Origin of the sequence: Anaerotruncus sp. AF02-27 (assembly GCF_003465835.1) — a bacterium.
Classification (GTDB): Bacteria; Bacillota; Clostridia; order Oscillospirales; family Ruminococcaceae; genus Anaerotruncus; species Anaerotruncus rubiinfantis.
This window is the reverse complement of record NZ_QSBX01000011.1, coordinates 56,688-70,259: the sequence shown is the minus strand read 5'-3', so window position 1 is coordinate 70,259 and position 13,572 is coordinate 56,688. Positions and strand designations below refer to the sequence as shown.

Sequence of the window (13,572 nt, the reverse complement as noted above, 5' to 3'; positions counted from 1 at the left end):
AAAAACCTCCCCGATGGATTAAAGTTAAGGTTTGCCAACCTAACAAAACATCGGGGAGGTCTTTTTTATAACAGAGAAAGACATAGACAGTTTAAAGCATACGAAGTAGAACTGTCACGACCACATAGTATTTGCTCTGAAATATCGCAGTCAAGTGATATTTCGAGAAATCAAAGCGAATATAGGAGAAATTCTCGGGAAACTATGTGGGCAGAAAAGGGGAGAATCATAGAGGCGACTGCATGTCCGGATCACATCCACATACTCATAAGTATACCAACAATTTAGTGGGATTGTCCGTCGTAAGCCCTTCTAGGGCTTACGCAAACCTCCGGCTTAGCCAGGGGGATGACTGGATCAAGCCGCTTAAAGCAGGCCGCCTTCGGTCGTACCGGAGGAGATATGCGCCCGACAGAGCTTGCGGATCTCCTCGTCGTTTTTGCGCAGGACCGCCTCAAAGATCATCTGGTGACGGCTGTAAAAATTCTTCGATTTGCGCCATTTCCGGAAAAGCTCACTGCGGTAAAGCTGATAGAGCGTTTTTGTGATCAGCGGAAGCATCCGATTGGCAACGGCGTTGTGGCTTGCCTGATAGATCAACTGATGGAACTGCATATCGTAGGTCCAGAACCGTTCGATCAGTTCGTCGGCATTGTCGCCCTGTCCGAGCTTTTCGTTGGCGATGCGCACCTGTTCGAGGACAGCGGCGGCAGCCTCGAATTCCGCCTGCGTGCCGCGGTGGGCGGCCAGCACAAAGATTTCCGGCTCAAGGATCAGCCGGATTTCAACCAGGTCGGGATACAGCGCGTTCGTATCCATGAATTCAAAACCGAACGGGTCGTCCCCGAGCCCAGGATCCGCACAGGTGAAGGTGCCGATCCCGCGCTGGATCTCAAGGATATTACAGGACACCAGCGCCTTCACCGCCTCGCGAACGGTGCGCACGCTAACATTGAGCCGCTGGGAAAGCTCCTGTTCGCTTGGGATCTGCTCCCCGGTCGGAAGTTCCCCATGAATGATCATCTGCTTGATTTTATCTGCTACTTTTTCTGATAATAACGGTCTGGCCATAGCTCCAGATACTTCCTTTATAACTGATTTTTCGTCTTTTCAGGAGCTCGCAGCTCGCCGTTAGACATGTCATATCAATGTTTATCATACATGATGATTTTGTATTTTGCAAGTCTACCTGCAAAATTTTGTGTTGAAATTTTATTTTGGGGATCGTCGACAAAATCTTTTTTCCATTTGACCTTGACAATTCGATTATCAATGCTATAATCAAGGCAAAACATGTCATGTGTCATGTCTGGCGCAATTCAACTACAGAGGAGGGAATTTATGCGTGTAAGCGGTCATTTGGACCACGTCGAGCTTTCACGGATCCGTGGGATCGGTGAGAAGATCAAGGTCCTGGAGGATCAGGGACGCGATGTGATCCGCCTGCATTTGGGAGAACCCGATTTCACCACGCCTGAAAATATCATCGCCAGCGCAAAGGCCGCGCTCGACCGCGGCCAAACCCATTACGCTCCGAACCGCGGCATTCCCGCGCTGCGAAACGCCATTGCCGAGAAGCTGCAAACAGAAAACGGGATCGCCTACGATCCCGAAACCGAGGTGCTGGTTACCTCCGGCTGCGCCGAAGGACTCTACCTCGTTTTCAGTGCCCTGCTCGATCCGGGCGACGAGGTGATCATCGTCGAGCCAGCTTACATCGCCTATCTGCAGCTTGCCCGCATCGTCGGCGCGAAAAGCGTGCTGGTGCATGCCGGGGAATCGGGCGGCTGGCTGCCGGACATCGACGACCTGCGCAAGGCAGTTACCGACAAGACAAAGCTGCTCATCCTCAACAGCCCCTGCAACCCGACCGGCGCGGTTTATCCGCGCGAACTGATTGAGCAGATCGCACAGCTTGCAATCGAAAAGGATTTCCTAGTCCTTTCGGACGAAGTTTATGAGAAGCTGCTTTATGACGGCGCAGAGCATGTCTCGATCGGTTCGATCAATGGGATGCGCGAACGCACCCTCACGATCAACGGCTTCTCCAAGGCTTATGCGATGACCGGCTGGCGGCTGGCTTACATCGCCGCGCCAAAGGAGTTCATCCTTCCCATGGTGAAGATCCATCAGTATTCGATGTCCAGCTCGAACATCATCGCGGAATATGCCGGCGTCGAGGCGCTTAAAAACGGCGCAGAAGCCTGCGCGCGGATGCTTGCGCAGTACAGCCAGCGCCGCAGGCTTCTGCTGGACGCTTTCGAACGACTCGGTATCCCCTGTGCGGCGCCGAAGGGAACCTTCTATATCTATCCCAACGTCGTTCGCGGCGGGTTGGGAGGCAGGGAATTTGCCGAACGGCTGCTCGCCGACGCCGGGGTTGCGGCCGTCCCCGGAACCGCTTTCGATTCCTTCTATGATACGAATATCCGGATTTCTTACGCAAGCAGCATGGAAAACCTGCGGGAATTCATCGCCCGGTTGGAAGATATGCTTACACGCTTAATAAAATAACAAGGAGGAAAATTTGTCATGATGACACCTGCTGAACTGAAAAAACATATGAAGGGCGTTTGCTTTGTAAATGTGACCCCATTCGATGAGGACGGTACTCTCCGGATTGATTCCTACCGCGAGAACCTGCGGTTCACCCTCGATAAGGTCAAGAATGTCGAATGCACGATCACCCCGTGCGGAAGCAACGGTGAATTCGCTTCGATGAGCGAAGAGGAGCACAAGACGGTCCTCAAGACCTGTGTCGAAGAGGTTGCGGGCGCGCATCCGGTCATCGCGGGCGCCGGCCGTGCAAGTACCTATGAAACGGTTAAAATGTGCAAATTTGCGCAGGAGGTCGGCGCCGACGGCGTACAAATCATTCATCCGTATTATTTCGTCCCGACCCCGGAGGGCATGTACGAGCATTATAAACATATTGCAGAGGCAGTCGATATTGGTATCATCGTCTATAACAATCCTGCCTTCTCCCAGTCCTGGATCAACGGCAAGCTGATGCGCAAGATGATTGATGACTTCGGCGGCAAGATCTGCGGCGTCAAGGAGAACACCCCGCACCTGATGCTCTTCAACTCGATGGTCAAGGCGCTCAAAGGCACCGACGTTTCGATCCACAGCGGTTTCGGCGAGCAGTGGTACGCCTATCAGTTCCCGTACGGCGCGGACGGCCTGGTCACCCCGTTCGGCAACTTTTTCCCGGAATATCCGATCAAAATGTACGAAGCGGCACAGCGTTACGATTTCGACGAGATCCGTTCGCTGCTTAATATGATGGACCCGTATTATTCCTTCGTGGGCCGCTGCGCCGCCGCGCGCGGCGACACTGGCGTTGCCACCAAGCCGGGCGGCTCGATCTACGGCGAAGGTAATGTGCGTTTCGGCGTGCTCAAGGAGGCCATGCGCCTGATGGGCCTGCCGGGCGGACATATGCGACTGCCGCTCACCGGCCTCAACGACAAGGAGCGGGATGAACTCAAAGAGATCCTGCGCGCCCTCAAGCTGGTCTGATCCGGACCCCAAACCGCCCGCGGAACAAGCGCTTGTTCCGCGGGCGGATACAGTAAGGAGCGTAACGCCTATGAAATATGAGCACGACCGTACCTGGGCTGAAATCTCTCTCGATAACCTCGACTATAACTACCGGACTCTGAGCGATCTGGTGGGTCCGGGCTGTACGGTCATGGCGGTGATCAAGGGCAACTTCTACGGGAACGGCGCAATCACCGCGGCCCGTTCCCTGGAGGAAGCCGGATGCCGCTGGATGGGGCTTGCCACCATCGAGGAGGCCATGGAACTGCGGGAAAAGGGTATAACAGCGGAAATGCTGTTGCTCGGGCCAATCTGCCCGGAACACACCAAAATTGCAATCGACAACAATCTGACCATCCCGATGCTCGACTACGCCTACGCGCGGGAGATCTCCAAAGCGGCCCGCAGCGTCGGGAAGACGGTACGGGCACATATGAAGGTTGACACCGGGATGTGCCGTTACGGTATGATGGTCTCGAAAAATCTTGCCCAATGCGTCGACGAGACGATGCAGATCGCGGCCCTGCCCGGTATCGAACTGACCGGCGTATTCACCCACTTCGCATCCGGCGGCGATCCGGCGGAAGACGCCTTCACCATGGGGCAGCTCGCAAACTATCGCGCCTATGCCGAAGCGCTCGAAGCCCGCGGGCTGAAGCTGCTGCGCCACTGCGCAAACAGCCCGGTCAGTTTACGCTTCCCCGAGGCGCGCTACGACATGGTCCGGGTGGGTACCCTGCTCTGCGGCTTCAATCCGTTCGGCTGCGGCGTGGAGCTGAAACCGGTCATGCAGGTGCGCGCCCGCATCCTTTCGATCAAGCAGCTCGATCCGGGCGACACGATCGGGTACAACCGCCTATTCACCTGTGAGCGGCCAACCATCGTTGCAATCATCCCGTTTGGATTTGTCGACGGGATTCATCGCAGCGCCTCGAACCGTGCGCAGATGCTGCTGCATGGCAAACGGGTCACCCTCGTCGGGAAGATCTGCATGGACCTGTGCTTTCTGGACATCACCGATGTGCCCGAGGCAAAAATAGGCGATGTGGTCACAATTTTCGGTGAGGACAGCGGCGTCTTTCTCTCCCCGTACGAGATTACCGCGAGCTATCCCGGTTCCGCGCCTGAACTGAGTGCGGTGATCGGCACCCGGGTTCCGCGCTTTTACCTGCGCGGCGGAAAAATCGTGGCCCGTGACTGAATTTTTAAGAACCTCTTAAACATTTTGCCTATTTCTATCTCCTTAAAACGGGAAGCGGCATCGCATTGCGATCGCCGCTTCCCGTTACTGCCGCAAGGCTTTTTATATACGGGTACAAGCTGTGAGTTAGTAAGAAGGATTAGAAACGTTTGGACACATAAAGCAAAAAGCGGAGGCCGACAAAGGCAACCTCTTAATCCCGGATAATATCGCTTTGGCCGTCGTGCGTTTGGGGAAGGAAGGCAACCGCGTTGATGATAGCAGCTTCGACCGCCGTTTCAACTTCGGGTGTGATTCCTATTCCCGCCGCGATGGGCTTCTTGAGGGTGAATTCCTTCGCGCGGCGTTGTGAAAATACAGCCTTTCGCCCCACCGCTGACCACGCCTGGGCTATAGAAGTTCTTCTGATCCGGATAGATCCGCGCCAACTTATTGTAAAGGGGCCCAGCTGCCTTCCATGATTTCGCTCCGGTTAATTCCGTCAGAACGAGGATGCCGCGAGCGGAGCCATTACGCCCGTTGGTATGTACTGCGATATACAAATCGATATCAAGCATGGCCGCTTCCAGCAACCGGTCATTGATGAGGTTTTTTTCATCCGTGAACCTCGAAATCACATCTGGTCAGCTTTTTGCAGAGGTGTCCGCATACCCAAACGTGAAATTTCCGTTTGGGACTGCCTTTAGCGGTTTCGGGCGAAAATGACTGTCAAACTTATTTTGGCAGTCATAGAAAAAGAAGAAAGTGGCTTGAACTAATTGTTCAGGCCACTTTCCAGTGGTTGCGGAGGCAGGATTTGAACCTACGACCTTCGGGTTATGAGCCCGACGAGCTACCGGACTGCTCCACTCCGCGATATTCAAATTTTGAATGCTTGATTATTATAGCATATCCTACAAAGGAACGCAAGTCTTTTTTTATCTTTTTTCTAAAATATCGATGAAAAGAATGTATTCGAAGAAAAACCGGCGGACGAAGTGTCCACCGGTACGCAAACTTCATTAGAATGCTTCTGGTTTTTCTTCTTGCGGATCTTCTTCGACGGCGGGCTCTGATACTTCGGCAGTCTGAGCGGCGGCTTCCGGCTCGGATTCGAGTGGTTCATCGGAATCCTCAGAAACCTGGGTCGCGTAATAATCGAGGTCGGACATGTCGTCATCCATCATATCGTCATCGAAATCATCACACAGCGTGCAGCTGCGGCGTTTAAAATATGCGGCAAATGCGACGATCGCTCCGGCAATCGCAATCAAAAGCGCTACCGTTGCCAGAAATGTTCCTTTTCCCATAATATATCTTTCCTCCTGTATCAAAGTAAGTTGCTTCAAACGAGTTGCATTTATTATAAACCTTTCGGAAGTTGTTGACAAGCCATATATCCTTATTTTATACGTTTTTTATCCATTCATGCAAAATAAAACAGCCCGCTGAGAATTCTCTCAGCGGGCTGTTGGAGGGGGCACTTATTCGATAATCGGAGTACCGGTCATCTCTTTGGGCTGAGGCAGGCCCAGAATTTTAAGCAGGGTGGGTGCGAGATCTGCGAGCCGGCCACCTTCGCGCAGCTTACAGCCGCCAAGCCCGACCGCGATTAGCGGGACCGGATTGGTGGTATGTGCGGTGAAGGGCGAACCGTCCGGTTCAAACATCTGGTCCGCATTGCCATGGTCGGCGGTGATCAGCGCCGCGCCGCCCATTCCCAGGATAGCGTCAATGGTACGCCCAAGGCAGATGTCAACCGCCTCCACCGCCTTCTTTGCGGCGTCGAACACACCGGTGTGGCCGACCATATCGCAGTTGGCGTAATTTAAGATGATGACGTCGTATTTGCCGCTTTCGATCCGTTTTACCACTTCGTCGGTGACGAGATAGGCGCTCATCTCCGGCTGCAGGTCGTAGGTCGCCACCTTTGGGGAGGGGATCAAAGCGCGGTCTTCGCCGGGGTACGGCGCCTCCACCCCTCCATTGAAGAAGAAGGTGACATGCGCGTACTTTTCGGTTTCCGCGATACGAAGTTGGGTGAGGCCTTTATCCGAGATGTATTTTCCGAAGGTATTGGAAAGCCCCTCCGGTGCAAACGCCACATGTACGTTCGGCATGGTTGCGTCGTACTGGGTCATGGTCACGAAATAGAGCTGTTTTCTGCCGCCTTTGCGTTCGAAGCCGGAGAAGTCCGGGTCCACCAGCGTGCGGGTCAGTTCGCGCGCCCGGTCGGGGCGGAAGTTGAAAAAGATGACCGAATCGTTGTCGTGGACGCCCGCGTCTTTCAGGCAGACAGTCGGTTCAACGAATTCGTCGGTGATCTCCGCGCCATAGGACTTTTCCATCGCATCGACTGCGGACGGGTTTACATTCCCCTCAGAGTTGACGATGGCATCGTAAGCGCGCACCACCCGCTCCCAGCGGTTGTCACGGTCCATTGCGTAATAACGGCCCATGACCGAGGCGATCCGTCCGATGCCGAGCCGGTTCATTTCGGCTTCCAGCTCCGCGATGAAATCCCGGCCGCTGGTGGGCGGGACATCGCGTCCATCCATGAAGCAGTGGACATAGACCTTGCGAAGGCCAAACCGTTTTGCCATCTCAAGCAGGCCGTACAGATGGGTGTTGTGGCTGTGCACGCCGCCATCGGAAACAAGGCCCATCAAGTGCAGGGCGGAATCATACTTTTTGCAGTTTTCCATTGCACCGGTGAGCGCCGGGTTATCGAAAAAATCGCCGTCCTTGATCGATTTGGTGATGCGTGTAAGCTCCTGATAAACCACCCGTCCGGCACCGATATTGGTGTGGCCGACCTCGCTGTTTCCCATCTGCCCGTCCGGCAGGCCGACATCCATGCCGGAAGCGCCGATCAGGGTATGCGGGCAGGTGGCGAAAAGTTTTTCGATGTTGGGCTTTTTTGCGGCGGCGATCGCGTTGCCGTAATCCGCCTGGTTATATCCAAATCCATCCAGAATGATGAGTGCCAAAGGTTTTTTCATAAGTTCGTTTATCCTCCTGTGCACGGCTTTTATTTCGAGGCCGCCTCGATGATCGTGTTGAAATCGGCCGCCTTGAGCGCGGCGCCGCCGATGAGCCCGCCGTCCACATCCGGCTGTGCGAGCAGCTCCGCCGCGTTCTTCGCGTTCATCGAGCCGCCGTACTGGATGGTCATGGCTTCAGCAGCAGCGTCGCCGTAGAGCTTAGCGACCACGGTGCGGATATAATGATTGACCTCGTTGGCCTGTTCGGCGGTTGCGGTCTTGCCGGTGCCAATTGCCCAGACCGGCTCGTAGGCGATGATAATGCGACTGAGTTCCTCCGCCGAAACGCCGCCGAGCGCGACCTTGGTCTGCATGCCGACGATCTCTTCGGTGATGTCCGCTTCCCGCTGTTCAAGCAGCTCGCCCACACAGAGGATTACATCGAGGCCCGCATCGAGCGCGGCACGCACCCGCAGGTTGACGGTCGCGTCGGTCTCTCCGAAATATTGGCGGCGTTCGCTGTGGCCGATGATGACGTATTTGACTCCCATCTCGGTGAGCATGCCGGCGGAAATCTCGCCGGTGAAGGCGCCGGACGCCGCCCAATGGCAGTTTTCCGCGCCGACTTCGATGTTGGTGCCTTTGGTGGCTTCAAGCGCGGTTTCCAGGTTGGTGTAGGGCACGCAGATGATCACGCTGCAATCCGCGTCCTTGACGAGGAGTTTCAGCTCATTGATGAGCGCCTGTGCTTCCGGGCGGGTTTTGTTCATTTTCCAGTTGCCTGCGATAACTGCTTTCCGAACCGCTTTATTCATAACTGCATTCTCCTTTATTCTTGTCATTGGAACAGCGAAAAAAGGGAGCGGATTTGCCCGCTCCCTTTCGGATTACTTGTCGTTGAGGGCCGCGATGCCGGGCAGCTCCAGTCCCTCGAGGAATTCGAGCGAAGCGCCGCCGCCGGTGGAGATATGGGTCATCCTGTCGCCGAAGCCCAGCTTGGTGACCGCCGCCGCGCTGTCCCCGCCGCCGATGATCGAGATTGCGCCGCTGTCCGCCACCGCGGTCGCGACCGCGAGGGTGCCTTTCGCAAAGGCCTCGAATTCAAATACGCCCATCGGTCCGTTCCACACAACCGTGCCCGCGCCTTTGATGGCGTCGCAGAAGAGTTTTTCAGTCTTGGGGCCGATATCCATACCCATCCAGCCGTCCGGGATCTTGTCGCTGTCAACCAGCCTGCTCTGGCAGTTCGGATCGAATTTGTCACCGACGAGGTTATCGACCGGCAAAAGCAGGCTCACGCCCTTGGCTTTCGCCTTGGCGAGCATTTCCTTGGCCAGTTCGAGCTTATCCTCTTCGCAGAGCGAATTGCCGATCGAGTGTCCCATTGCCTTGATGAAGGTGTAGGCCATACCGCCGCCGACGATCAGGGTGTCAACCTTCTCAAGCAGGTTATTGATGACGCCGATCTTATCCGAAACCTTCGCGCCGCCCAGGATCGCGACGAACGGGCGTTTGGGGTCGGAAAGGGCTTTGCCCATGATGGTGATTTCCTTCTGGATGAGGTAACCGCAGACCGCCGGAAGGTACTCCGCGACGCCGGCGGTGGAAGCGTGGGCGCGATGGGCCGAGCCGAACGCGTCGTTGACATAGATTTCCGCGAGGGAAGCAAACGCCTTCGAAAGCGCCGGATCGTTCTTGGTCTCGCCCTTTTCAAAGCGGACGTTCTCAAGCATCAGCAGCTCGCCGGGTTTTAAGGCCGCGGCTTTCGCCTTGGCGTCCTCGCCGACAACGTCTTTGGCCATTTCGACCGGTTTGCCCAGCAGCTCACCGAGGCGTTTGGCGACTGGAGCAAGCGAGAACTCCGGTTTCACTTCGCCCTTCGGACGGCCGAGGTGCGAACAGAGGATGACCGCCGCATTCTTTTCAAGCAGGTATTTGATGGTCGGAAGCGCAGCCACAATGCGTTTGTCCGATGTGATCACGCCATCCTTCAGCGGGACGTTGAAGTCGCAGCGGACCAGCACTTTTTTGCCGGATACGTCGATGTCTTCCACCGACTTTTTGTTGTAGGAAGTCATGTTTGCCACCCTTTCTCGATTTTCTGTTTTTGGGTTTTCCCCGATTTTCAACAACTCTGTTAATTAATCAACAATCCATGGATTATTCTACGGCATCGGCTTTTTTTTTGCAAGCGTTTTGCGCGATTTTCCATGGTTTCAACAGCTTCCAAAGTTAGTTTGCGCAATTCTTTGGGGATTATTTTCCATAGGATACCGGTCTGAGAAAAATCCCCCGGCAGACACCGGGGGATTTTTATTTTTCAGGCCAGATAATCCTGTTCGCGCGCGCGGGTATTCAGCCGCTTCTCCCCGCGCACGATCATGGCGACCGCCTTGGGACCCGCGTTGATTGTGATGGCGGCGCCAAGCTGGAATTTTGCCTTTGGCGCGTGCCCGAACCGCTTGGAAATCTCCTTCCAGAGATCTTCTCCGTACTGTTCAATGCTGCCGTACGCCACCACCGTGGGGGCTTTTTTGTCGCTGGCATGCGCAAGTCCCTGTTCGCAGACGCGGACCACCACATTTTTGTCACCGCGCACCTTTTCCACCACCGCGGTCACGCCGTCGATGATCGAGATGACCGGCCGCAAGCCGAGCACGTCGCCCACAAAGGCAGCGGCGGCAGGGACGCGTCCCGAGCGGCGGACATATTCGAGCGAATAGGGGGCGAAATAAATCTCCACGCAGGAGAACCAGTCATCCAGGAATACGGTGACCTCATCGGCGGTTTTGCCCGCCTTGATGAGCTTGGCAGCTTCCACGATCGGATAGCCGTAACCGATGGAATAGGAGCCTGAATCAAGCACCGTGATGTTCATTTTGTCCACAGCCTCCGGGGTGTCCTCATAAAACTGCTTCTTGGCAAAGACCGCCGCCTGGAACATATTGGACCCCTTTGAGGTGATGGTCGTGTTGATCACATCCGTGTAGCCCTGCTCATAAGCGTCCTGGTACGCTTGGGCGTAGGTCACCGACAGGATGTGGCTGGTGACTGGCAGCTCCCTGGCCGCTGTCAGCCGCTCATAAAATTCCGGAATGGTAAAATCCACCCGTTCGAGATAGCCCTTGCCGTCGATTGCAATTGGGATCGGCAGCATGACGATCCCGCCCGTGAGCAGGTCCGCGTCCGGGATGTCGCAGGCGGAATCGGTCATTAAAAGGATTTTCTGGTCGTGCTGTTTCTTTTTTGCCATACATGATCTCCTACCACTGATATTGGGTGAGTTGTCCGTGATTTTTGAGCGCCGGGAACCCCCATTGACGCAGCGCTTCATAAGTTGCGACCGCCACTGTATTGGAAAGGTTCAGGCTGCGCGCACCGGCAATCATCGGCAGGCGCACGCAGCGCTGTGGGTTTTGATAGAGCAGATCTTCCGGCAGACCCGCGTCCTCCCGGCCGAAAACGATATAGGCATTGTCCGGATAAGCGATTTCGGTGTAGATATGCGGCGCTTTGGTGGTGAAATAAAAGAATTCACCCTGGTTCTTTTCAAAAAATTCCGAGGTTGAAGCATAGGTGGTGATGTCCAGCAGATGCCAGTAATCAAGCCCCGCGCGTTTTAGTTTCGCATCGGTGATCGCAAAGCCCATCGGCCCCACCAGATGCAGCCGTGCGCCGGTCGCGGCACAGGTGCGGGAGATATTCCCCGTGTTCTGCGGGATTTGGGGCTCAATGAGGACAATGTTTAAAGTTGGCATCCGGGCGGCATCTCCAATATGAATTTTTGCGGGCAGGACATGTCCGCCACACCATATAATTTACCATCCTTTTACACGGTTCGTCAAGTAGCAATTGTTACATTTTGCTGATGCGGATATTGAAAGCGCCTTTCAGATTTGATTTTTTCCAAAAACAGCGGAAAGTTGCACCTGCGTGCAACTTTCCGCTGTTTTTGCCGTATGGGTGAAAGGATGTGACCTATGAAACAATCGGATGAAGCGAAACGCCGCGAGCTGTTCTGCATTTTTATGGCGCGGGGATTTTCTCCGGAGGAATCGGTTCGCCGGGCGGGTTATGGCGCCGGGGACTGCGGCAGGCAGTCAGCGGCGCTTCTGGGAGATGCAAAGGTGCGCAGGCGGATCTCCAGGCTGATGAAGGACCTCTGTTGCCGCGCGCCTGAGCAGACCGCGCGCGCCGGGCTCGAACGGCTGGCGCTGGGGGACGTGGGAGGTGTACTCGCGCTTTTGGGAGACGAGGAGACCTTTATCCGGGACGCGGATCTGTTCCATGTGGCAGAGTTGAGGCGGCCCAAGGGCGGTGGGATCGAGCTTAAATTTTACGATCGGCTGCGGGCGCTTTCGCTGCTGGCAGAAATGGGGGCAGGTGGGGACGGCGCGGCTGGGTCGCTCCTTTCCGCCTTGGAAAAATCAGCCCGTGCCGTGGGAAGTGCAGAGGATGCCTGAGTTTTCCCGTTTCTCAAAAAAACAGCTCGCCGCGATGACCTGGTGGCATCCCCAAAGCCCGCATCATGGCCGCGGCGCAATTATCTGTGACGGCGCCGTGCGTTCGGGCAAGACGCTCTGCCTTTCCATTGGGTTTACCGTGTGGGCGATGTCCTGCTTTTCTGGACAGGATTTCGCACTCTGCGGCAAGACGGCCGGCGGGCTGCGCAGAAATCTGATCACGCCGTTGCTTTCCTGCCTGCCTGCGCTTGGCTATGCCTGCAGCGACCGGCGTTCGCGCGGATATCTCGAAATCTCATACGGCAGGCGCATGAACCGCTTTTACCTGTTTGGCGGGCGCGACGAAAGCAGCGCGGCGCTCATCCAGGGGGTGACCCTCGCGGGCGTGCTGCTCGATGAGGTGGCGCTCATGCCGCGCTCGTTTGTCGAGCAGGCGCTGGCCCGCTGTTCTACGGAAGGCGCGCGGTTCTGGTTTTCCTGCAACCCGGAGTATCCGCAGCACTGGTTCTATCGCGAGTGGATTCAAAAGGCGGCGGAGAAGAACGCCCTTTACCTGCATTTCACTATGCGTGACAATCCGTCGCTTTCCCCTGCCGTCCTGCAGCGGTACGAAAATCTTTACGCGGGCGCCTTCTACGAACGGTTCGTATTGGGGAAATGGGTGGCAGCCCAAGGCGCTGTTTACCCGATGTTTGACGAAAGTGCGCATGTGGTAAAAAAAGCACCCGTCTGCGGACGTTTTTTCATCTCCTGCGACTACGGGACGGTCAATCCGGCTTCGTTTGGACTGTGGGGGGAGCATGCGGGGGTTTGGTACCGGCTCGCGGAATATTACCACGACTCCCGCGTGACAGGTGAACTGCGTACCGATGAGGAATACCATCAAGCGCTTATGGAACTTGCGGGGGGCCGGAAGATCGAAGCGGTGATCGTTGACCCGTCGGCGGCGAGTTTTCTCGCGTGTATCAGGCGGCACGGTGTCTTTCGGGCAATCCCGGCGAAAAATGAGGTGGCGGACGGCATCCGTATGGTGAGTAGCCTGCTGAAGGAACAGAAGCTCCTTTTCTGCGCGGGGTGTCGGGACACAATCCGGGAATTTTCCCTCTACCGCTGGGACAACAGGGCGGGAAAGGATCAGCCGTTCAAAGAACATGACCATGCGATGGATGATATCCGGTATTTTGTGATGACCGCGCTCGTAAAGGACACATGCCCGTTTTTCGCCGCTTCGGTCAGCCGGGCGGATGGGCTGCGCGGACATTCCGATGGGTTCTTTGGATGAGGCGCCCGGCGCGGAGCCGCCGCGCCATTTGGGCCGCGTCCAGGAGGGACGCGGCCGCCCGCGGAAGTGGGCCGCCGCGCAGCGGGGCAAATGGCGCGTGTTGTGATAAAGGAGGAAACC

At 55.9% G+C, this 13,572-nt stretch carries 13 protein-coding genes, 1 tRNA gene and 1 pseudogene; 6 read left to right on the top strand and 9 right to left on the bottom strand.

Translation table 11 applies throughout. From position 1 onward, the window contains the following. Positions 1-124: 124 nt before the first annotated feature. Positions 125-279, top strand: a pseudogene (locus DWV16_RS19610) (transposase); the annotation flags it as partial. An 87-nt stretch (positions 280-366) separates the two neighbouring features. Here DWV16_RS19610 and DWV16_RS10390 read toward each other — a convergent pair. Next, positions 367-1,071, bottom strand: coding sequence for a FadR/GntR family transcriptional regulator (locus tag DWV16_RS10390; protein WP_066456496.1), 705 nt, complete (start codon positions 1,069-1,071; stop codon positions 367-369). A gap of 270 nt (positions 1,072-1,341) precedes the next feature. On the opposite strand from DWV16_RS10390, the gene DWV16_RS10385 reads away from it, so the two are divergent. The 3 genes from DWV16_RS10385 to alr all read left to right on the top strand — a co-directional run bounded on the left by DWV16_RS10385 (position 1,342) and on the right by alr (position 4,744). Continuing rightward, positions 1,342-2,514: a pyridoxal phosphate-dependent aminotransferase gene (locus tag DWV16_RS10385; protein ID WP_158572846.1), complete on the top strand. Its 1,173-nt coding sequence runs from the start codon at positions 1,342-1,344 to the stop codon at positions 2,512-2,514. Positions 2,515-2,532: 18 nt separating this feature from the next. Then, the gene (locus tag DWV16_RS10380; protein ID WP_066456500.1) at positions 2,533-3,522 is read left to right on the top strand and encodes a dihydrodipicolinate synthase family protein; all 990 of its coding nucleotides are present in this window, start codon (positions 2,533-2,535) and stop codon (positions 3,520-3,522) included. 70 nt (positions 3,523-3,592) lie between these two features. Continuing rightward, positions 3,593-4,744, top strand: coding sequence for an alanine racemase (alr, locus tag DWV16_RS10375; RefSeq protein ID WP_066456502.1), 1,152 nt, complete (start codon positions 3,593-3,595; stop codon positions 4,742-4,744). A gap of 193 nt (positions 4,745-4,937) precedes the next feature. On the opposite strand, the gene DWV16_RS10370 is transcribed toward alr, so the two are convergent. The 8 genes from DWV16_RS10370 to DWV16_RS10335 form a co-directional block, all read right to left on the bottom strand. After that, positions 4,938-5,117, bottom strand: coding sequence for a hypothetical protein (locus DWV16_RS10370; RefSeq protein ID WP_118479083.1), 180 nt, complete (start codon positions 5,115-5,117; stop codon positions 4,938-4,940). 405 nt (positions 5,118-5,522) lie between these two features. Beyond that, positions 5,523-5,599, bottom strand: a tRNA-Met gene (locus DWV16_RS10365). 146 nt (positions 5,600-5,745) lie between these two features. Further along, on the bottom strand, positions 5,746-6,033 hold the full coding sequence (locus DWV16_RS10360; protein ID WP_066456853.1) for a hypothetical protein: 288 nt from the start codon (positions 6,031-6,033) through the stop codon (positions 5,746-5,748). A 174-nt stretch (positions 6,034-6,207) separates the two neighbouring features. Next, a complete protein-coding gene (gpmI, locus tag DWV16_RS10355) occupies positions 6,208-7,725 on the bottom strand; it encodes a 2,3-bisphosphoglycerate-independent phosphoglycerate mutase (protein WP_066456855.1) in 1,518 nt (505 codons plus the stop codon). 29 nt (positions 7,726-7,754) lie between these two features. Beyond that, positions 7,755-8,522, bottom strand: coding sequence for a triose-phosphate isomerase (gene tpiA, locus DWV16_RS10350; RefSeq protein WP_118479081.1), 768 nt, complete (start codon positions 8,520-8,522; stop codon positions 7,755-7,757). 72 nt (positions 8,523-8,594) lie between these two features. Continuing rightward, complete coding sequence (gene pgk / locus DWV16_RS10345; RefSeq protein ID WP_066456862.1) at positions 8,595-9,785, bottom strand: phosphoglycerate kinase; 1,191 nt, start codon at positions 9,783-9,785, stop codon at positions 8,595-8,597. A gap of 242 nt (positions 9,786-10,027) precedes the next feature. Next, positions 10,028-10,960 (bottom strand): DegV family protein, encoded by a 933-nt coding sequence (locus DWV16_RS10340; protein WP_066456863.1) that lies wholly within the window; start codon positions 10,958-10,960, stop codon positions 10,028-10,030. A 10-nt stretch (positions 10,961-10,970) separates the two neighbouring features. Next, entirely contained in the window at positions 10,971-11,465 is a 495-nt protein-coding gene (locus DWV16_RS10335; RefSeq protein WP_066456866.1) for a tRNA (cytidine(34)-2'-O)-methyltransferase, read from the bottom strand. Between the two features lie 222 nt (positions 11,466-11,687). Here DWV16_RS10335 and DWV16_RS10330 point away from each other — a divergent pair, with 222 nt between their 5' ends. Beyond that, positions 11,688-12,170, top strand: coding sequence for a hypothetical protein (locus tag DWV16_RS10330; RefSeq protein ID WP_066456869.1), 483 nt, complete (start codon positions 11,688-11,690; stop codon positions 12,168-12,170). Then, positions 12,163-13,452, top strand: a complete 1,290-nt coding sequence (locus DWV16_RS10325) for a PBSX family phage terminase large subunit (protein WP_118479079.1) — start codon at positions 12,163-12,165, stop codon at positions 13,450-13,452. Before DWV16_RS10330 ends, DWV16_RS10325 begins: the two co-directional genes overlap by 8 nt. Positions 13,453-13,572 lie beyond the last annotated feature (120 nt).